Genomic DNA, 19,922 nt, shown 5'->3' with positions numbered 1-19,922 from the left:
CATGGTGAATTACATCGAAGCGGCAACCGCGCCGGCGAAAAACACGGGCGCTATCCGCATCTACGGCGAGGACGCCTTTGTCGGAATGCGCAAGGCGTGCCAGCTGACCGCCCGCTGCCTCGACGAACTGGCCGCACTCGTCAAGCCGGGCGTGCCGACCGATGACATCGACCGCTTCGTCTTCGAATTCGGTATGGATCACGGCGCCTATCCGGCGACGCTGAACTATCGCGGCTACATGAAATCCTCCTGTACCTCGATCAATCACGTCGTCTGCCACGGCATCCCCAATGACAAGCCGTTGCGCGAAGGCGATATCGTCAATATCGACGTGACCTACGTGCTCGACGGCTGGCACGGCGATTCCAGCCGCATGTACCCGGTCGGTGAAATCAAGCGGTCGGCCGAGCGGCTTCTGGAAGTCACCTATGAATCGCTGATGCGCGGCATCGCCGCCGTGCGCCCCGGCGCCCGCACCGGCGCGATCGGCGAGGCGATCCAGACCTATGCCGAAGGCGAACGCTGCTCGGTCGTGCGCGACTTCTGCGGCCACGGCGTCGGCAGCCTGTTCCACGACTCGCCGAATATCCTGCACTACGGCCGCGTAAACGAAGGCCCGGAGCTGCGCGAAGGCATGATCTTCACCATCGAGCCGATGATCAATCTCGGCAAGCCGCATGTGAAGGTGCTCGGCGACGGCTGGACCGCCGTTACCCGCGACCGTTCGCTCTCGGCGCAGTACGAGCATACGGTCGGCGTCACCGCGACAGGCTGCGAAATCTTCACCCTGTCGCCCGGCGGCCTCGACCGCCCCGGCCTGCCGCCGCTGCAGGCATAATTCATGGCGAAACGTTCCGCTTCTTCCAACGGACATGGCGACATGCCCCTCGATGGAGGCGGGAAGACGGAGGCTTTGGAAGAAGCTCCACTCCTCGACGAACGCCTCTTCTTCGCACCCCAGGCTGCCAGGCCTGCCGCTCAGGTCAACAAATCCGCGCCAGCGGCCGGAACCGCGCCCACGAATGCCGAAGCGCATTATCATGGTCATCGCGAACGTTTGCGCAATCGCTACCGCGACGGCGGCGATGCCGCGCTGGCCGACTATGAAATTCTCGAACTCCTGCTTTTCCGGCTCATTCCGCGCCGCGACACGAAGCCGATCGCCAAGGCATTGCTTGCCCGCTTCGGCTCGCTCGGCGGCGTGTTCGGCGCACCCGTAAGCCTGTTGACCGAAGTCGCCGGCGTCGGCGATGCGGTCGCGCTCGACCTCAAGCTGATCGCCAGCGTCGCGCAGCGCATGCTGAAGAGCGAGTTGACGGGCAAGCCGGTGCTCTCCTCCTGGAAAGCGCTTATCGACTACTGTCATGCCGCCATGGCGCACGAAGCGCGAGAGCAGTTCCGCCTGCTGTTTCTCGACAAGCGCAATGCCTTGATCGCGGATGAAGTGCAGGGCTTCGGTACGGTGGATCATACGCCGGTCTATCCGCGCGAAGTCGTCAAGCGCGCACTGGAACTGTCAGCCTCGGCGGTGATTCTCGTCCATAACCACCCGTCGGGGGATCCGACCCCGTCTCGCGCCGATATCGACATGACGAAGACGATCATCGACACCGCCAAGCCTTTGGGCATCACTGTTCACGATCATGTTATCATCGGCAAGAACGGCCACGTCAGCTTCCGCGCATTGCGATTGATCTGAAATTGTCGCGCATGCGATAATCCTCCCTTTTAAAAATCATCTACATCATTTTGAATTAAAACAGCTATCCAACTTTTTCCTGTTCTTAAGCTTTCCAAGCAGCTCACAAACGCGCGCCCGTCGGGCTCCGCTTTCCGCTTTCAGTTCAGCGTCAGAATGATCTGGCAGAAGGATCGCCGTTTCCAGTCGGCAGGTCCGCCAGCGGAAGCCGTTGTTTTGATTTGGCCAATCCGCCTGAGCGGTCGGCCAGCGTGGAGCTCGCATGCTGAAGATATCGCCGACGTTCGCCCATCGTCTTCGCAGTATCGGCCGTGGAGCGCTGATCGCTCTGGGCGCTCTCGCCGCAATCGCCGGCGGCTTCTACGCTCACATGCTCTGGACCACGAATTTTCATCCGGTCATCGCAGGTGAGCTTTATCGCTCGTCGCAGCCATCAGCCGCCACCATAGCAGCCTTCCAGAAGCAGTATGGCATCAAGACCATCATCAACCTGCGAGGCGACAACAGCGGCCGTCACTGGTACGACAAGGAAATCGCCGAGGCGAAGGAACTCAACATCAATCACATCGATTTCCGCATGTCTTCCGGCCGCGAACTCACCCAGGAACAGGCGGAACAGCTCGTCGAGATCATGCGGGATGCGCCGAAACCAATCCTCATTCACTGCCAGGCGGGTGCGGACCGCACCGGACTTGCCTCCGCGCTTTACCTTGCAGCCATTGCCAAGGCGAACGAGACGACGGCTGAGAACCAGATGTCGATCTATTACGGCCACTTGCCGCTGTCCTTCACCCGCGCCTATGCCATGGACAGGACGTTCGAGAAGCTGGAACTCTGGCTTGGCTTCTCGGCCTCCTGAGCTGCAGGCCCTTCCCGTTAGATAATCTGTAACATTGAGCAGCTACCGGTTGACGGAGCATGTTGCATTGCGACATTGATTCCCTATTCAGTCATCCGAGGCTTCCCGATGGACCAATTCGATCTCCTAGTCGTGGGTAGCGGCCCTGCCGGCCGCAGAGGCGCTATACAAGCTGCCAAACTCGGCAAGAAGGTGCTCGTGATCGAGCAAGGCAAGCGCGTTGGCGGCGTCTCGGTCCACACCGGCACCATTCCCTCCAAGACGCTGCGCGAAACCGCGCTCAACCTTTCCGGCTGGCGCGAGCGCGGCTTCTATGGCCGCGCCTACCGCGTCAAGCAGGAGATCAGCGCAGAGGATTTGCGGCGTCGCCTGCTGATTACCCTGGACCACGAAGTAGAGGTTCTCGAGCATCAGTTTGCCCGCAACCGCGTCCAGCATATCCGGGGCAAGGCGAGCTTCGTCGATCCGCAGACCATGCAGGTCGTCAAGGACGATGGCGAAGTCGTCAACGTCAAGGCGGCGAGCATCCTTCTTGCCGTCGGCACCAAGCCGTTCCGCCCGGATTATATGCCCTTCGACAACAAGACGGTTCTCGACAGCGACGAACTGCTCGATATCGAAAATCTGCCACGCTCCATGGTGGTCATCGGCGCCGGCGTCATCGGCATCGAATATGCGACCATCTTCAGCGCACTCGATACGCAGGTGACGCTGATCGATCCCAAATCCACGATGCTCGATTTCATCGATAAGGAAATCGTCGAGGATTTCATCTATCAGCTGCGGGACCGCAACATGAAGCTGCTGCTCGGCCAAAAGGCCGAGAAAGTGGAACGGCAGAACGGCAAGGTCGAACTGACGCTCGACAATGGCCGCCGCATCACCACTGATATGGTTCTCTTCGCCGCCGGCCGCATGGGTGCGACGGATACGCTCAATCTCCCTGCTGCCGGCCTTGAAGCCGACGCGCGCGGCCGCCTCAGCGTCAATCCGGAGACGTTCGCTACAAAGGTCCCGCATATCTTTGCGGCAGGCGATGTCGTCGGCTTCCCCAGCCTTGCCTCCACCTCGATGGAACAGGGCCGCATCGCCGCCCGCGTCGCCGTCGGCGCGATTGCCAAGGAGCCGCCGAAATACTTCCCCTACGGCATCTATGCGGTGCCGGAGATTTCGACCTGCGGCCTTTCCGAAGAAGAGGTCAAGGAACGGCATATACCCTACGAATGTGGTATCGCCCGCTTCCGCGAGACCTCGCGCGGCCACATCATGGGCCTCGACACCGGCCTGCTGAAGATGATCTTCTCGCTGAAGACCCGCCGCCTCCTCGGCGTCCACATCGTCGGCGAAGGCGCCACCGAGCTCGTGCATATCGGCCAGGCCGTGCTCAATCTCAAGGGCACCGTCGAATATTTCGTCGAGAACACCTTCAACTATCCGACGCTCGCCGAAGCCTACAAGATCGCCGGTCTCGACGCCTGGAACCGCATGGGCGACATCAAGTCGGAGCTTTAGATTCGGGCAATATTGACGATGCCGGCAGGGCTTACTACTCTGTCGGCATGATGAGCATTCTCAACATCGCTTCGGTCTTCTTCATAAGCCGCTGATCCGGCGGCGATCAGCCAATGAAGATGGGACCGCCTCAGCGGCTGCAAGGCCGCGCGTCGGTTCATGACGGAACGGCCGTATCCCATATAGGGGCGAATACGGCGTCATGATTGAGAGAGATTTTATGCCCTCCAAGAAACAGTACCCGGCTGCGCTTTCCAGCGCACAGCTGGACGAATTCATCGAACGTGGTTTTGTGCGCATTGAGCATGCGTTTTCATCTGATCACGCCGCGCAGGCGCGCGCCATCATGTGGCGCGATCTTCCATGCAGCGAACACGATCCCGCAAGCTGGAGATTTCCGGTCGTCAGGCTGGCCGGTTATGGGGGAGAACCATTCCGTACCATCGCCAACATGCCTATTTTGCATAGCGCCTTCGACCAGCTGGTCGGGCGGAGGCGATGGCTGCCACGCGACGGTCTCGGGACCTTTCCCGTGCGCTTCCCACATCCAGACGATCCAGGCGATGCGGGGTGGCATGTCGACCTGAGCTTCCCCGGTGAAGACGGTGACCACAACGAGCAGAACGACTTCTCTGCATGGCGGGTAAACGTCACCTCACGAGGCAGGGCCCTGCTTACCTTGTTCCTCTTTTCCGATGTCGGCGAAAACGATGCGCCGACCCGCATTCGTGTCGGCTCTCACCAGGAGATGGCGCGCTATCTTGCACCCGCTGGCAACAGAGGCTGCTCACACATGATGTTGGAAGGGGTCGCCGCCGATTGTCCAGAGGCTCTGGCAACGGGTGAGGCCGGCACGGTATACATCTGCCATCCCTTCCTCATCCATGCGGCACAGAAACATCGGGGCGTCTCCCCGCGCTTCATTGCCCAACCTTCGATCGGCCTTGCCGAACCCTATCAATTGGACAGACCGGACAACGCTTATTGTCCCGTCGAAATCGCCATCCGGCGCGCGTTGGGCAAGGAGTGATCGGCATCGAACGATGATATCTCGGTCGGTTCGAGCTGCCTGAAACAAAAAAGCCCCGCCGCGAACGGCAGGGCTTCATTTCAGTCCGGAAGAAAAACCGATTATTCGGCGCTGTCTTCAGCAGCCTTCTTCTTCGGAGCGGCCTTCTTCTTCGGAGCTGCGGCTTCTTCGACTTCGGCGGCAGCTTCCGTTGCTTCGGCCTTGGCAGCCTTCTTCTTCGGAGCAGCCTTCTTGGCAGCCGGCTTGTCTTCTTCTTCGTCGTCGGCGAGCAGCGCTTCCTTGGAAACGGTCTTATCCGTAACGTCGACTTCGGTCAGCAGATGGTCGATGACCTTTTCTTCGAAGATCGGGGCGCGCAGGTTAGCGGAAGCGCCCGGCGTCTTGCGGAAGAATTCCAGGATTTCCTTTTCCTGGCCCGGGAACTGCTGGAGCTGAGCGTAGAGTGCACGCTGCAGTTCGTCTTCGCTGACTTCGACGCCGGCCTTTTCGCCGATTTCGGAGAGAACGAGACCGAGGCGAACGCGACGTTCGGCAAGCTTGCGGTATTCTTCGCGAGCCTTTTCTTCGGTGGTGTCTTCGTCTTCGAAGGTCTTGCCCGATTCGCCGAGATCGGCTTCGATCTGGCGCCAGATGCTGGCGAATTCAGCTTCGACAAGCTTCTGCGGGGTGTCGAACTGGTACATCTCATCGAGCTGATCGAGGATCTGGCGCTTGACCTTCTGGCGGGTGACCGAGCCGTACTGGCTTTCGATCTGGCCGCGAACGATCTCCTTCAGGCGGTCGGCGGATTCGATGCCGAGCTTGGAAGCGAGTTCGTCGTTGATTTCGACTTCGCCGGGCGCTGCGACTTCCTTGACGTTGATGTCGAAGGTGGCTTCCTTGCCGGCAAGGTTCTTGGCCGGGTAGTCCGCCGGGAAGGTTACGGTGATGACCTTCTCGTCGCCAGCCTTGAGGCCGACGAGCTGCTCTTCGAAGCCCGGGATGAAGCGGTTGGAGCCGAGAACGAGCTGTGCGTCTTCGTCCTTGCCGCCGTCGAAGGCAACGCCGTCGACCTTGCCGAGGTAATCGATGATGACGCGGTCGCCGTTCGCGGCCTTGCCCTTCTTGGTTTCGTAGCTGCGGGCGCTCTCGGCGATCTTGAGGATCTGCTCGTTGACTTCGTCTTCGCCGATTTCAGCGACTTCGCGCGTGACCTTGATGCCGTTGACCGGCTTCAGTTCGATAGCCGGGATGACTTCGTAGGACAGGGTGAATTCGAAATCGGCCTGGGCGGAGAGGATCTTTTCCGCCTCGTCCTGATCTTCGGTCATGGCGATTTCAGGCTGGGTTGCCGACTTTTCGCCGCGCTCGGTCAGGATTGCCGGCGGCTGGTCGCGAACGATCTCGTTGACCAGATCGGCCATGATCGACTTGCCGTAGACCTTCTTCAGGTGCGAGACCGGAACCTTGCCAGGGCGGAAGCCGTTGATGCGGACCTTGTCCTTGACCTCGGCCAGGCGCTCGTTCATGCGCACTTCCATGTCCTTGGCCGGGATGACCACCTTGATTTCGCGCTTCAGCCCTTCAGCGAGCGTTTCGATAACCTGCATTGTCCTACCTTCATTCATGGCGGCCGTGCCCAGACAGCCGTTCGTTTCGATGAGCACGACGCCGGAAAATCCCGAGCGTGGCTTGGATGCAATTCTCTTTCACCTTGCCAGAGCGCCGCGCCTTCGAACGAACGCGCAAGAGGCAGCCCTAATCCCGTCACGAGCCAAAACATCTGATCCACTTCCTGTTCGAAAGCGGGATGCTTTGGGCAAGATGCGCGTCCTGCGGCATGTTGGAAGACAGGCTTGATCAGCCTCCCCCCGTCCACAAGACAGTGTTGGTGCGGGTAGAGAGACTTGAACTCCCACGCCTTGCGGCACCAGAACCTAAATCTGGCGTGTCTACCAATTTCACCATACCCGCGTTCCCAAAACCGCATGGCGATGCCTGCCCATGGGGCCTTCCGGAGCGCGGCGTCTCTATATCACCCGTTTCAAACCACGCAAAGGAAAAATGACGGTTCCGCGACTGCTCCCAAAGCTTATCGGCGTCTTCGTGCGGATATCGTCAATAGAGCGGCTCCTCGTAGACGGATTTGCCGTCGAGAAGCAGGCTTCTGATATGGGCGGCACCGTCCGAAGACACCCGCGCGGCAATAGCGACACGATTGTCGTTGCGTGCGCTTTCGATATCGTGCCCCTGGCCCTCGGGCACGTAGTAGCGCTCTATGCCGTAATTCACGGCCATCACCGCCTGCGCTGCATCAGCGGGATCGCCGTAGGAAACATAGTCGAACGGCAGGCTCTTCAATATGACCGTGCCGGGTTTCGGCCCGAGCGTCCCAAAAGACGATTCGACGACACCCCAATAGCCGTCGTCCTGCTTGCCGAGGCGCACCGACAGAACCTGGCCGTACAGGCTCTCTTTCGGCGGGCCACCGGCCAAGGTCGAGACCGGAACCCGTGAGATGTCATAATTCAAGGTGACGTAGTCGCCACGCAGGAGATCGCGCGGATCGACAGGCGCGGCTTTCAGCGTAACCTCGACACCGCTTCGCAGCCCCCAGGCACGCTCGCCGACCATATAGCCGAGGACGGCGGTCTGCAGGGCTGCCACGGCGATGGCGGCGATCCATACGCGGCGGGACCCGCCAACGACGACATTCTTTTCAACCATATCCGTCATGCCCGTGTCCCCTGCCCTCCATTGTCGGAGAAACGCCGTTCCAGCTGGATGACCAACCAGGCCGCAATCGCCACGAGCAAGCCCGCAACGAGGAAGAAGCCGGCCGTGCCGATGATCGAGCCGATCGTTTCGCTGGCAAGATAGAGAATTTCGCAGGCGAAAACGAAATAGGCGAGATAGCGCACCGCGCCGTTGTCGCGGCCACCCAGGGCGATAGCGATCACCGAGCCGCCCAGCGCCGCCGCAGCTATGATGACGAGCGGCAGCTTGTCCTCGACCCAAACGTTGTTTTCAAAGGAACCGTTGCTGATCTCGGCATGAATCAAAAAGAAGCCGATCGATGCGATCAGAAATGCGTAGAAGGCCGGGGCCGCGCCGGCCGCTTGCGCAAAAGACGCCAGCGGCGAAGCGGGTATGCTGACGGCGAGGAAAACCACCATCCCGAGAGCAGCAAACAGGATAGCCGTATTCAATCCCTCATGCTGGCCGAAAAGCCATGTCAGCCAGCCAACCAGCATCAGGTAGGCCAGATGCCGCGCAGCCGGCGCATCGGCATAGCGAACAAGCGCAATCAGAATCACGGCCATCAGCGGCGGCATCCAAGGCATGATGCCGTACCATTGATCGAAATGACCCCAGAGGTAGACGCCGCAGAACGCCCAGGCCAGGAAGCCGGCAAGCCCGACCTGGGTCGCGGAGCGAAACAATGCAGCCGCGATGACGGCGGCCGCGAACCACACGATCATCATTCTGAGCTCGTCGCCGGACAGATTGTACATCTGGCCGACGAGCGCCATGGCGCCGCCGAAACTCAAGGTGCCGAGGATCAAAAGCCCGGATGCAAGGACGGAGCGTCCGCGCGCCAGCATGGATGCCGCCCCGAGATAGAAGGCCCATATCATCGCAACGAGACCGAGAAGCCGCACTATTCTGGGTATCGCCTGCCAGTTCGCGGAAACGAAAAGCAGGATGGCCAGGCCGAGGAGGACGGCGGCTATGATGGTCAACACGCGACCGGCGCTGAAACTCGTCTGGCGGCCGTCATATTCGAGGAGGATGGCCTTTGCCGTCGTTGCGTCGACCAGGCCCTTGTCGGTCCAGATTTTCAGATCCCGTTCCAGCCTGCCTCTGTACATATCCGGCCCCTTCGCTGCGATTCCGCTTGCCGACAGGATTAGCACAAATCGGTGGACAAGCGATGCGAGCCCCGCGTTCGGCCACCGCTTCGCCCCAGTGCGAACCTGTCCCGCATTAATACAGAATTAAGTGATCATTCGGCATAATGGCGACCGGTATAGCGATACCAATAAGAGCCATGCGTTCAGTTCATGTCTACCATGAAATTATTGCGCTGCACAAATTTAAAAAATCATACTATTCATAGGACAACAAACACGGCGATGGCGCGCCGGGCCGATGCAAATCGGAGCCTGCCTGGGGATGAAAATCCCGACACGATATTCGGAGCCGCATACTCCTCCTCCCAATGCGCTCCGATCGATTGACGACACTCCTCCTCCCAAGTCGTCGATCAATACAAATGACGCCCACCGCATCCTCCTCCCGCGGTGGGCGTTATTTTTTTCCCGATTAAACCGTTTGAATATCCGCGTCAGCCTTTCTGTCGCAAAACCGCTATCGATGATGCCGCAGCAAATTCGGCAGCCCGTGCGGTACGTTCCGTCGCGCCGGCGACCAGCCCGCGCCGGCGATAAAATTCCGGTTCCCGGCAGCGGGATCGACGAAAGCATGGCGAAAAACCGGCGGCGGTCGCATCACCTCCCGTATCTCCGGGCATTTCCGAAATCCACCTCCGCCGCCAATCGACGTTCAGCCGCGATATGCACACAAAGCAGCCACCTTCTTGGGCAAATAGCCTATAAGATTTGCAGAGCATGCATAGGTGACATGATGCTTTGGCACTTTTAGTTCTTGCAGCGCAGCATATATTCAGAAGCATCAGATCAAGGACGGAACCAATCACGGGGCCGCACGATCTCCAAATCCTCGAAAGGGACTGACAATGAACCTGACCCGCTCTTTCAACAACTGGCGCAAGTACCGTCAGACCGTTAACGAACTCGGCCGCATGAGCTCGCGTGAACTGCACGACCTCGGCATCGACCGCGCCGACATTCATCGCGTCGCCCGCGAAGCCACCGGCCGCTGATCGCCGGATAGGCTTCGCCAACAGCGAAAGCCTTCTCAACGCCCGTTGCGGATCTCCGCGGCGGGCGTTCTTTTTTGTCTGCTCATTGAGCAGGTGCAGCATAAGTCGACCTATGCCGAGCCATTCGCCATTTGCAGAGCATATAAATTTTGAGCAATGGCGGCTTTTTGGGCGTCATATTGCACAAATGCATAGCAGACGCCTTTTATTTGCACTGCACAATCAGCCTCCTCGAGCCTATATAGAATGCAATCGCTGAGGCGGTAATCGTACCGCCCGCAACCAAGATACCGAGGACAAGATCATGAACCCGCTTCGCATTGCAAAAAACTGGATCAGCTACCGCCGCACCCTGAACGAACTTGGCAACCTCTCCAGCCAGACCCTTTCGGACATCGGCGTCAGCCGCTATGAGATCCGCAACATCGCTGCCCGTTCCTTCCGTTAATCGTCAAGGAACTGCGGACTGCTTCAAGACGGCGCCTTACGGCGCCGTTTTTGATTCCGGCACCTTTTTGAAATCCCGCGGGTCAAGCGCGTCACGAAGTTTCAGCTTCGCTCCGCGTTCTTTCGGTTCGCGAGCTTGCGCATGCCGGCAGCGCAAAACGGCGGCACACTTTTGCGCGGCGTGCTTTAGCAAAGCATTGGATCGCCGGCCCGGCCGTGATAATGACGCGCGCATGACACAGACCAGCTCCCATTCCCCCATCCACATCATCGGCGGCGGCCTCGCAGGCTCCGAGGCCGCTTGGCAGGTTGCCAATGCCGGCGTGCCCGTCATCCTGCACGAAATGCGCGGCGTGCGCGGCACGGAAGCGCACAAGACCGACGATCTTGCCGAACTGGTGTGTTCCAACTCGTTCCGCTCGGACGACGCGACCAGCAATGCCGTCGGCGTCATCCATGCCGAAATGCGCATGGCCGGCTCCCTCATCATGGCCTGCGCCGACAAGCATCAGGTGCCGGCCGGCGGCGCGCTTGCCGTCGACCGCGACGGCTTTTCGGCAGCCGTGACGCAGGCAGTGCATGGCCACCCGCTGATTACGGTCGTCCGCGAGGAGATCCAGGGCCTGCCGCCGAAAGAATGGGACCAGGCGATCATCGCCACCGGCCCGCTGACGGCGCCCGGCCTTGCCGGCGCCATCCAGGCCGAGACGGGTGCGGATGCGCTTGCCTTCTTCGACGCCATCGCGCCGATCGTCTATCGCGACAGCATCAACATGGACATCTGCTGGTATCAGTCCCGCTACGACAAGGTCGGTCCCGGCGGCACCGGCAAGGACTATATCAATTGCCCGATGGACGAAGCCCGGTACAACACCTTTGTCGATGCGCTGATCGCCGGCGATGCCGTCGGCTTCAAGGAATGGGAAGGCACACCCTATTTCGACGGCTGCCTGCCGATCGAGGTCATGGCCGAGCGCGGGCGCGAGACCCTTCGCCACGGGCCGATGAAGCCGATGGGCCTCACCAATGCCCACAATCCCACGGTCAAGGCCTATGCCGTCGTACAGCTGCGCCAGGACAATGCGCTCGGCACGCTCTACAATATGGTCGGCTTCCAGACGAAGTTGAAATATGGGGCGCAGGCGGAAATCTTCCGGCTGATTCCCGGCCTTGAGAATGCGGAATTTGCCCGTCTCGGCGGCCTGCACCGCAATACCTACATCAACTCCCCGACGCTGCTCGACCGCTCGCTGGTGTTGAAATCCCGCCCCGGCCTGCGATTTGCCGGCCAGATCACCGGCTGCGAGGGCTATGTCGAAAGCGCCAGCATCGGGCTGCTCGCCGGCCGCTTTGCCGCTGCGGAGCGCAAGGGCGAAGCGCCGTCGCTGCCGCCGGCGACGACCGCCCTCGGCTCGCTGCTGAACCATATCACCGGCGGCCATATCGTCTCCGACGAAGAGCCGGGCAAACGCTCCTTCCAGCCGATGAACATCAATTTCGGGCTTTTCCCCGAGCTGGAGCCGGGTTCGATCGTCAAGCCGGAGGGCGTCAAACGCTTCCGCGGCAAGGACAAGACCGTCATGAAGCGCCAACTCATCGCCAAGCGTGCACTTGGCGACTGCGCAAGATGGCTGGGCGTTCAGGCGCCGGTGTTCGCAGAAGCAGAAAGCGCCTGAAACCTCGCGCTTTAGCGACCTTCAAGCCTTCGCCGGCGGCGCCTGATGCCCAAACCTGGCATCATCGCCGGCGACATAATTGCCGAGCAGCCAGAGCGAGACCTCGGCGGCTTCCGCAGGCGTCTTGAACTCGAATGTGCCGTTATGATGCGGCACGTCGAGAAAATCGACGATCAAGCCGCGGCCGGTTGCCGAGATCTTGGCGCGAGCCCGGCCGGGCTCGATCAGATGGACGCTGAAATGATTGCGCACGTTGCGCATGAATCCGGCCTTGTCGTCATGAAGACGCACAAAGACCGCCTGCCCATCGGCCGTTGTCTGCAACTGGCGGATCGCTTCGGTCGGAAAGGCGCGACCGAACTCCAGAATGGCAAGGCCGGTATCGTGCAGGCCGTCTTCCTTGTTCTGCGACGCCATCCGTGTCGCGTAGTAAGCAACGAAGATGACGATCGCGAACAGTATGCACCAGACGACAATACCCACGGCAGATCCCCCTGAAATGCAAATCGAGTGTCCGCCCCTTTCCATAGAGGCCGAGACTTGCGCGAGCGTGTCTTATTTTAGATTTTCTTTGTGATCGAGGCCATCGCCATACGCAGCTGCCGGCGCCACTGCGGCAATGCCAGGGATCGGTCGAAGATACCCGCTCCGCGCCTTTGTGCTGCTTTCAAGACCGGCTCGGCCAAGGTGACGGGCAAAAAGGCCGGAAATACCGCCCGCGGTATCGCGCCTGCCGCCCTCGCCTTCGCGAGATGCTCGCGGCCCAGCCCGGCAAAGGCCTCGATCGCCGCCGAAATGCGCGGCTTATCCTCACCGGCCAGGAAGCCGTCGCGATCGAGCCCGGTTGCCGACAATATCTCAAGCGGAAGGTAGAGCTGGCCGCGATGGCGATGCAGCGGCATGAGCAGCAGCAGGCCGGCGATCGCCTGCGCCACGCCGGCATGGCCGGCGGCATCGGCGGAGCGTTTGGCCTCGTCGGCGGAAAGAACCAAACTGGCGAGCTGAATAAGGGCAGACGCCGTCTCGCCCGCATAACCCTCCAGGCTGCTGCGGCTTTCCATGGGGTCATCATAGAGATCGAAGATGCGCGCATCGATCATATCGACGAGGGTCTGGCGCGGCAGGCTATATTGCTCGATGGCAGCCAGAAGTTCGGATGCCAGCGGATTGGCCTCGCTCGATCCGTGCGACTGCCCTTCGAGAAGGTCGCGCCAGTATTGCATGCGCACTTCGCCGGGCAGCGGCTCATGCACGAGATCGCGCACACGGGCCAGCTCGGCATTGAAGGCATAGAGCGCGGCCAGCGCGGGACGCTTCTCCTCCGGCGACAGCAGGCAAGCGAGATAGCGATCGCGATCGGTATCGCGAAGCGTCGCAAGGCAAATGTCGCGGTTGCTACGGGGCGCAGCTGCTATCGTCATGTTTCCGATCCGAAAGTCAGACGGCAATCAGCGCCGCAGCGACGGCACGCGATTCGGATAGCATGATGTTGAATGTGCGCACTGCGGCCCCGGTGCTCATCGGGTCGGACGAAATCTGCCTTGCCCGCAAGGCGGCCTTGAGCTCGGCCGGGAGCGGACGCAGCTCCGTGCCCGTGCCGACGAGCAGGACCTCGATCTGCGCGGCTTCGTCCAGCACCTTCTGGAAGCGGTCCGGCGTCAGAGCATCGCCGAGAATCATGTCCCAGCCGTAGATGCCCGAGGGCAGGCAGAGCAGAGAGCCGCGATGCGACATATCGGCAAAGCGAAACCCGCCATTGCCGTAAGCGTCGATCGGTGCGCGCCCGGGGAAATGCGCGTTACGGATTTCTATACCTTTTGCCACTGTATCACACCGCTGGTTTGCCTGACTGGATATCGCCGGCCGCGGGTCCGTTGCTTTCGCCGCCGGTCTGGAACTTGTCCGGACGCAGCTTGAACAGGATCAGCACGGGCGCCGCAATATAAATCGACGAAAAAGTGCCGACGGCGACGCCGAAAAGCAGAACGAAGGTGAAGGCGCGGATGACTTCGCCGCCGAAGATGTAGAGCGCGAGCAGCGCCAGAAGCGTCGTCGCCGATGTCAGAATGGTCCGGGATAGTGTCTGATTGATGGAGGCATCGATCAGGATCGGCAGCGGCATCTGCGAATAGCGCTTCAGATTTTCGCGCATGCGGTCGTAGACGACGACCGTATCGTTCAGCGAATAGCCGACGATGGTCAGGATCGCAGCGATGCCGGTCATGTTGAATTCCATGCCGGTCAGCACGAAGAGACCAAGCGTCAGAATGACGTCGTGCAGCGTCGCGATGATCGCGCCGACCGCAAACTGCCATTCGAAGCGCAGCCATATATAGATGAGAATGGCGACCAGAGCCGCCAGAACGGCAAGGGAAGCGGTGGTGGTGATTTCGCCCGACACGGCCGGGCCGACCACCTCCACGCGGGAGAAATTGTAATCCTTGCCCAATTCGTCCTGTACGAGCGAGACGGCGGACTGCTCGGCATTTTCACCGCCCTCCTGCGCGTGGACGCGAATCACCGCCCCGAGGCGATCGGCCAGCCGTTCCACGCGCACGTCGCCCGGAATGACAGCCTCAAGGCGGGTTTGAATATCCGCCGGATCCGCGACGCCCTGCTTGGCACGAACCTCGATGATCGATCCGCCGGCGAAATCGATGCCGAGATGCATGCCGACCGCAGCAAACGCAACAAGGGTGATGACCGACAAAGCCGCCGAGATGGTGAACGTATAGCGGCGGATGCCCATGAAGCGGATATTGGCGTTATCGAAAACGCCGCTGCGCACGCCGACCAGCAGCGTGCGTGGCTTGCGGCGCGATATCCACATATTCACCAGCGAGCGCGTGACGAAGCAGGAGGTGAAGAAAGTGGTGAAGACGCCGACCATCAAGGTGGCAGCAAAGCCGCGCACAGCGCCGCTGCTTGCGTAGAACAGAATGGCCGCGACGATAAGCACGGTCAGATTGGCATCGGCCACCGTCGCCGCCGCCCGATTGAAGCCATGGCGCAGCGCGTCGACAAGCAGATGGGTCTTCTTTTCCTCTTCGCGCACGCGCTCGTAGATCAGCACCAGCGCATCCAGGCCGATGCCGATGATGAGAACGATCGCTGCGACGCCGGGCAGCGTCAGCGTGATCCCGAGCAGGCCCATGAGCGCGGCGACCATGATCATGTTGATGATCAGCACAATCGTCGCGATGATGCCGAGCAGGCGGTAGAAGCCGATCATCAGGGCCGCGACGAAAATGGCGGCGGCAATGCAGGCGATCAGGCCGTAGCGCGCCATTTCGCCGCCAAGCCCCGGCTGAATGGTGCGCTCCTCGACCGTCGTCAGCGTCGCGGGCAGCGGCCCGCTCTTGATCATGACAGCCAGATCCTGCGCACCCTCGGCGGTGAAATCGCCGGGAACGTCGAGATCGCCCGTGGCGATGACCGTCTTCAGAGACGCCGCGGAGATGACCTGATCGTCAAGGACGACGACGATGGTCTTGCCGAGATTGCTCGCCGTCGATTGGGCAAAACGCTGGCTCGCCTCCGGCGTCAGCTTGACGGAGACCGTCCCCCCGCCGCTCTGGCCGTCGACGACGGCGACCGCGTCGGCAAAATCAACATTCGAGAGCAGCGGCTGCCTCTGCACGAGATAGCCGACCGGCGGATCATCCTCGGAAAACAGAACGTCGGAGCCTGCCGGCGGATGGCCGTTCATCGCATCCTGCACTGACATCGATTGATCGATGAGGCGGAAGCTGAGGCTGGCAGGTTGACCGAGCAGGTTTTTCAACCGCTGCGCATCGGCAAGATCGGGTACCTGCACAATGATGCGATCCGAGCCTTGCCGGCGGATCAGCGGTTCTCCCACGCCCAACTGCGCGATGCGGGCACGAATGACGTTCATCGAGCGCGCGATGGCCGACGACACATGGCTGTTCACATCGGCATCGGTGATATCGAACGTCATGGCGCCGTTGTCGCCCTGCGACAGAACGACGGCAGGCTTGTCCGATCCGCCGGTAAGGGGGCGGAGGGCCGTCAGGGCGGCCTGCACCTGTGCGGGATCGTTGATACGCAGCTGGATCTTCCGGCCGGTTCCGGTCAGGCCCGAATAGGCGACGTTGACGGTGCGCAATCGCGTACCGATATCGCCGACGATGGCTTCCAGGCGATCTTTCTCGACATCGCTCCGTTCGATCTTCAACAGAAGATGCGAGCCGCCGCGAAGGTCGAGCCCCTTCTCGATCTTTCGATGCGCCCACCAAGCAGGAAAGGATGAAAGCGTACGCTCGCCAAATAGATTGGGAGCGGCCAGAAGCACGCTCAGGAGAACGGCGAACCAGATCAGGGCGGTCTTCCACCAGGAGACGTGCAGCATCGCTCTCTCAAGTTAGGGCTTCCCTACCGCGCCCCACCTTCGGCAAGCAATGCGAGGGGCGCAGTAACGTCTTGAATTTGTGCACAGTCCTTCAAGAAAGTCGATTCCGATTTTCAAGGACACGCAACGGTGGCATGCACCGCTTCCGGCGGAATGCCTTACGCGGCGTCGGCCTTGACCGGCTCGCCCTTGACCCGAACCTCGGAAATGGCGCTGCGGACGACGCGGATGCGCACGCCCTCGGCGATCTCGACTTCCAGTTCCTTTTCGTCGACGACCTTTGTGACCTTGCCAACGATGCCGCTGGTGACGATCTGATCGCCGCGGCGAATGTTCTTCAGGACTTCATCGCGCTTCTTCGCCTGCGCGCGCTGCGGACGAATGAGGAGGAAATACCAAACGACCATCAGCGGCACAAACAGGATGATCATTTCAAAGCCAGAACCGCCGAAGGCACTCGCGGCCGAATCTGTCGCGCTCTGCGCATATGCGTTGGTGATAAACATCGAGAACTCCCTTGAACTCCGAGCGGGAACGAGGCCCCGCGTCAGGTGGCCGGAATATAGTTAGGCGCATGACGATTGCAACAAAAACAGCCGCCGACCGTACCGTTTTCCCGGTCTGTTAGCCTTTCAGCCCCCGAAGGAGCATGATACCCGGCAAGACAGCGCGCATTTTACGACTTTCTTCTTCAATATTCAGGAGGAAACGGTGACTGAAGACCAAAATGCCCTGATCCTTGCCGAAGTCCGCCGCCTCGCCGACGCGCTCGAACGCCTCGCCGGGCCGGCTCCGGCCGTCAATGACTGGAATGCCGCGGACTGCTTTGTCTGGGCCCCTGCCCGGCTTCACCTGCAGCCGGTCGCGCGGCCAAATCGCGTGGTGCTATCCCTCATTCGCGGCGTCGACCATGTACGCGATATTCTGCACGAGAACACGCTGCGCTTCGCGGAAGGCTTCGCCGCCAACAACGTGCTTCTCTGGGGCGCGCGCGGCATGGGCAAATCCTCGCTCGTCAAAGCCGTGCACGAGGATGTGCGCCGCTCCACCGGAGTATCGCTGAAGCTGGTCGAAGTGCATCGCGAGGATATTTCCTCCCTGCCCGTCCTGCTCGACATTCTGAAAGCGACGCCGCAGCGCGTCATCGTCTTCTGCGACGACCTTTCCTTCGATCACGACGACACGGCCTACAAGTCGCTGAAGGCAGCGCTGGACGGCGGCGTCGAGGGCCGGCCCGACAATGTGCTGTTCTATGCCACGTCCAACCGCCGCCACCTGCTGCCGCGAAACATGATGGAAAACGAGCAATCGACCGCCATCAACCCCTCTGAAGCCGTCGAGGAGAAGGTTTCGCTTTCCGACCGCTTCGGGCTCTGGCTCGGCTTCCATAAATGCGGCCAGGAAGACTATCTGCAGATGATCGATGCCTATGCCGATCACTTCAAGTTCGATCTCGATCGCGCCCGGATGCATCACGAAGCCCTGGAATGGGCCACGACGCGCGGCGCCCGCTCAGGCCGCGTCGCCTGGCAATATATCCAGGATCTCGCCGGACGGCTGCGCATCACGCTCGACCGGGACTGATCTTCAAGCCAGCCTGCAAACGACAAAAAGCCCGGCACAGACCGGGCTTTTTGCAGAGTCCTTGAGACGCACTACCTATTCAAGGAACGTCATCGGGTTGACCGGAGCCGAGTTCTTGCGAACCTCGAAGTGCAGCTGCGGCTGGCTGACATTGCCGCTCATGCCCGAAGTTGCCAGTGTCTGGCCGCGCTGAACCTTCTGGCCGCGGCTGACGCTAAGCGCATCGGCGTGGCCATAGACCGTGACCGTGCCGTCGTCATGACGGACGAGAACCGTATTGCCGAGTTCCTTGAGGCCGTTGCCTGCGTAGATGACTACGCCGTTCTCGGCCGCCTTGATCGGCGTTCCCTCGGGAACAGAGATGTCGATGCCGTCGTTGCGGCTGCCGTTGACGTTGGAGCCGTAGTTGGCGATCACGGCGCCGCGAACCGGCCAGCGATACTTGCCGATACCGGTTGCTTCCGGTGCGTCCGCCTGCGCATCGGACTTGGCCGCATCGTTGATGGATTGGCTCGGCGAGGCCGAAGCGACGACCTGCGGCTTCGCGGGAGTATCGGTGGCCGCATCTGCATGAGCGACGACCTTCGGCGCCGGCTGCTTGGCCACTGGGTCCGCCGCCGCCTGCTTCGGCTCGGCAACAGGCAAAGCGCCCGGCTTGGCCGAAACCTTCTGCGGCTGGATGGATGCGGTCTTGACCGGGTCTGCCGCCGCAACCGTAGCTGCGCCATGCGGCAGGGCCAGCGCCTGGCCGATGCGGATGCTATCGCCGGCCTGCATGTTGTTCGCATGCTTCAGCTCGGCGACGGTCACGCCGCTGGCCTTGGCGATTCTCGCCAGAGAGTCGCCCGGCTTGACGACGTAGGTGCCTGCGCCCTTCGGCGTCGGCCCCTTGCCGTTGCCGGCGGCGAGCTTGTTGGGATCGGCAAGCCCGGCCTGGGACTTGCCGCGCATCTGATTTCCGGAAGGCAGCGCAAGAGCCTCCTGCTGCGGCGCCTTGGCAGGGCCCGGCATCTTGCCACCCTTGGAAAGGTCGGTCGCCTCGGATGCCATCTTGGCCGGACTGGAGGCGCTTGCACCGTTCATCGTCGGAATGATGATCTGCTGACCCGGCTGTGCGCCGGCGCCACTGCGCAACCCGTTGGCGCGCAGAATTTCCTTTTCCGGAACGCCATAGCGGCGCGACAGAAGAGCGATATTCTCACCCGGATGCAGCGTCACGCTCGGAGCGTTGACCGTGGTCCATCCGGGAGACATCTGCGGGGCGGCGGCGGTCTTGATCGTGCCAGTCGACAAGGTATCCTGCGCAAGAGCGGGCTCGGCACGAGAGCCATTATTGTTGCGCGATGCCGGGAATGGCTGAGCCATCGCCTCGGCTTCTGCTCGCGATGCGGCACGAGAACGGCCGACACTGGCGGAAGCGCTCGGGGGAGCAAGGTCGCTGCGCTGGATGGCGACAGGCGCAGCAGCGACCCGTGCACTGGAGTAGGAGGGATTATAGCGAGCCGGCGAGTTCGGATAAGGTTGCGAGACCGGCGCGCTCTGCTGCGAATAATCCTGCTGACCGTATCCGCCGGCCTGGGCGATGTCGGCCCGCGGCACCGGATCGCCATCCGGACCGTTGAGGCCGCGCCGGTTGATGGAACCGGTCGTCACATTATCCGTTCTGCTGGAAAAGAGCCCGCTGAAGCGGGTCGTGTCCGAGCTACAAGCCGTTGCAGTGCTCGCCAGAAGGATGGCCACAAGGACTTTCCCTGCCGATTTACCGAAGTTTGAAGAAAGACTGTAACCCATGACTCGACCCACTTGAGACGCAACCGTTTATGGGTCGATTAAAGCGCGTTAATCTTACCATGCGGTT

At 61.0% G+C, this 19,922-nt stretch carries 18 protein-coding genes and 1 tRNA gene; 9 read left to right on the top strand and 10 right to left on the bottom strand.

Annotation, left to right across the window (positions count from 1 at the left end; translation table 11 throughout):
- The first annotated feature begins 1 nt into the window (after position 1).
- The 5 genes from map to ACJJVH_RS05680 all read left to right on the top strand — a co-directional run bounded on the left by map (position 2) and on the right by ACJJVH_RS05680 (position 5,100).
- A complete protein-coding gene (gene map / locus ACJJVH_RS05700) occupies positions 2–838 on the top strand; it encodes a type I methionyl aminopeptidase (RefSeq protein ID WP_113385112.1) in 837 nt (278 codons plus the stop codon).
- Between the two features lie 42 nt (positions 839–880).
- Entirely contained in the window at positions 881–1,699 is an 819-nt protein-coding gene (gene radC / locus ACJJVH_RS05695; protein WP_412065136.1) for a RadC family protein, read from the top strand.
- Positions 1,700–1,961: 262 nt separating this feature from the next.
- The gene (locus ACJJVH_RS05690) at positions 1,962–2,558 is read left to right on the top strand and encodes a dual specificity protein phosphatase family protein (protein ID WP_112796415.1); all 597 of its coding nucleotides are present in this window, start codon (positions 1,962–1,964) and stop codon (positions 2,556–2,558) included.
- Positions 2,559–2,666: 108 nt separating this feature from the next.
- Positions 2,667–4,070 (top strand): Si-specific NAD(P)(+) transhydrogenase, encoded by a 1,404-nt coding sequence (gene sthA / locus ACJJVH_RS05685; protein ID WP_112796416.1) that lies wholly within the window; start codon positions 2,667–2,669, stop codon positions 4,068–4,070.
- A gap of 220 nt (positions 4,071–4,290) precedes the next feature.
- Positions 4,291–5,100, top strand: coding sequence for a phytanoyl-CoA dioxygenase (locus ACJJVH_RS05680; RefSeq protein ID WP_412064881.1), 810 nt, complete (start codon positions 4,291–4,293; stop codon positions 5,098–5,100).
- 101 nt (positions 5,101–5,201) lie between these two features.
- On the opposite strand, the gene tig is transcribed toward ACJJVH_RS05680, so the two are convergent.
- The 4 genes from tig to ACJJVH_RS05660 all read right to left on the bottom strand — a co-directional run bounded on the left by tig (position 5,202) and on the right by ACJJVH_RS05660 (position 8,951).
- Entirely contained in the window at positions 5,202–6,689 is a 1,488-nt protein-coding gene (gene tig, locus ACJJVH_RS05675) for a trigger factor (RefSeq protein WP_412064880.1), read from the bottom strand.
- A gap of 279 nt (positions 6,690–6,968) precedes the next feature.
- Positions 6,969–7,053: transfer RNA gene (locus tag ACJJVH_RS05670), tRNA-Leu, on the bottom strand.
- A 144-nt stretch (positions 7,054–7,197) separates the two neighbouring features.
- A complete protein-coding gene (locus ACJJVH_RS05665) occupies positions 7,198–7,806 on the bottom strand; it encodes a GDYXXLXY domain-containing protein (protein WP_113503909.1) in 609 nt (202 codons plus the stop codon).
- 5 nt (positions 7,807–7,811) lie between these two features.
- Positions 7,812–8,951: a DUF2157 domain-containing protein gene (locus ACJJVH_RS05660; protein WP_412064879.1), complete on the bottom strand. Its 1,140-nt coding sequence runs from the start codon at positions 8,949–8,951 to the stop codon at positions 7,812–7,814.
- An 887-nt stretch (positions 8,952–9,838) separates the two neighbouring features.
- On the opposite strand from ACJJVH_RS05660, the gene ACJJVH_RS05655 reads away from it, so the two are divergent.
- The 3 genes from ACJJVH_RS05655 (at position 9,839) to trmFO (ending at position 12,108) form a co-directional block, all read left to right on the top strand.
- Complete coding sequence (locus tag ACJJVH_RS05655; protein ID WP_015339702.1) at positions 9,839–9,985, top strand: DUF1127 domain-containing protein; 147 nt, start codon at positions 9,839–9,841, stop codon at positions 9,983–9,985.
- A 304-nt stretch (positions 9,986–10,289) separates the two neighbouring features.
- A complete protein-coding gene (locus tag ACJJVH_RS05650) occupies positions 10,290–10,433 on the top strand; it encodes a DUF1127 domain-containing protein (protein ID WP_015339701.1) in 144 nt (47 codons plus the stop codon).
- Positions 10,434–10,665: 232 nt separating this feature from the next.
- Entirely contained in the window at positions 10,666–12,108 is a 1,443-nt protein-coding gene (gene trmFO, locus ACJJVH_RS05645) for a methylenetetrahydrofolate--tRNA-(uracil(54)-C(5))-methyltransferase (FADH(2)-oxidizing) TrmFO (RefSeq protein ID WP_113357946.1), read from the top strand.
- 21 nt (positions 12,109–12,129) lie between these two features.
- Here the strand turns inward: trmFO and ACJJVH_RS05640 are convergent, their stop codons facing one another.
- From ACJJVH_RS05640 to yajC, 5 genes are all read right to left on the bottom strand, one after another.
- Positions 12,130–12,591, bottom strand: a complete 462-nt coding sequence (locus ACJJVH_RS05640) for a hypothetical protein (RefSeq protein WP_112796426.1) — start codon at positions 12,589–12,591, stop codon at positions 12,130–12,132.
- A 77-nt stretch (positions 12,592–12,668) separates the two neighbouring features.
- Positions 12,669–13,529, bottom strand: coding sequence for a phytoene/squalene synthase family protein (locus ACJJVH_RS05635; protein ID WP_112796428.1), 861 nt, complete (start codon positions 13,527–13,529; stop codon positions 12,669–12,671).
- 16 nt (positions 13,530–13,545) lie between these two features.
- Positions 13,546–13,932, bottom strand: coding sequence for an Mth938-like domain-containing protein (locus ACJJVH_RS05630; RefSeq protein WP_112796430.1), 387 nt, complete (start codon positions 13,930–13,932; stop codon positions 13,546–13,548).
- 4 nt (positions 13,933–13,936) lie between these two features.
- On the bottom strand, positions 13,937–16,480 hold the full coding sequence (secDF, locus tag ACJJVH_RS05625) for a protein translocase subunit SecDF (RefSeq protein ID WP_412064878.1): 2,544 nt from the start codon (positions 16,478–16,480) through the stop codon (positions 13,937–13,939).
- 158 nt (positions 16,481–16,638) lie between these two features.
- Complete coding sequence (gene yajC, locus ACJJVH_RS05620) at positions 16,639–16,986, bottom strand: preprotein translocase subunit YajC (protein ID WP_112796434.1); 348 nt, start codon at positions 16,984–16,986, stop codon at positions 16,639–16,641.
- A gap of 205 nt (positions 16,987–17,191) precedes the next feature.
- Here yajC and ACJJVH_RS05615 point away from each other — a divergent pair, with 205 nt between their 5' ends.
- The gene (locus ACJJVH_RS05615) at positions 17,192–18,064 is read left to right on the top strand and encodes an ATP-binding protein (protein ID WP_412064877.1); all 873 of its coding nucleotides are present in this window, start codon (positions 17,192–17,194) and stop codon (positions 18,062–18,064) included.
- Between the two features lie 75 nt (positions 18,065–18,139).
- On the opposite strand, the gene ACJJVH_RS05610 is transcribed toward ACJJVH_RS05615, so the two are convergent.
- A complete protein-coding gene (locus ACJJVH_RS05610) occupies positions 18,140–19,855 on the bottom strand; it encodes a peptidoglycan DD-metalloendopeptidase family protein (RefSeq protein ID WP_412064876.1) in 1,716 nt (571 codons plus the stop codon).
- Between the last annotated feature and the right edge of the window lie 67 nt (positions 19,856–19,922).

The organism is Rhizobium sp. SYY.PMSO (assembly GCF_046840415.1).
In the GTDB taxonomy this organism is placed as follows: Bacteria; Pseudomonadota; Alphaproteobacteria; order Rhizobiales; family Rhizobiaceae; genus Rhizobium.
The sequence above is the reverse complement of the archived record's forward strand: the minus strand, read 5'-3'. Positions and strand labels throughout refer to the sequence as shown.